Origin of the sequence: Cetobacterium sp. ZWU0022 (assembly GCF_000800875.1) — a bacterium.
Taxonomy (GTDB): Bacteria; Fusobacteriota; Fusobacteriia; order Fusobacteriales; family Fusobacteriaceae; genus Cetobacterium_A.
The window spans coordinates 1-332 of sequence record NZ_JRJZ01000180.1 but is presented as its reverse complement, the minus strand read 5'-3'; the positions used below and the strand labels follow the sequence as shown (position 1 = coordinate 332).

At 33.7% G+C, this 332-nt stretch carries 1 protein-coding gene; it reads left to right on the top strand.

Going from position 1 to position 332, the window contains the following annotated elements:
- The coding region (locus L988_RS12010) for a DEAD/DEAH box helicase family protein (protein ID WP_047384571.1) at nt 1-332 on the top strand (332 nt) is incomplete at both ends.

Below are 332 nucleotides of genomic sequence, written 5' to 3'. Positions count from 1 at the left end.
CTTTGCCATAAAAAAAGCACTGGAAAAGACAGCAGATGCTCGTAGCAATGATGGAAAAATCGGTGTTGTTTGGCATACTCAAGGTAGTGGAAAATCTCTAACTATGACATTTTATACAGGGCAACTTATGAAAAAGTTTAACAATCCAACAGTTATAGTTTTAACTGATAGAAATGACTTGGATAATCAACTTTTCGGAACTTTCTCAAAAGCTCAAAGCTATCTAATAGAGACACCAAAACAAGCAGACGATAAAGATAGATTAAAAGAACTACTAAATGTAAGTAGTGGTGGAATAATATTCTCTACAATACAGAAGTTTGCTCCTAAAG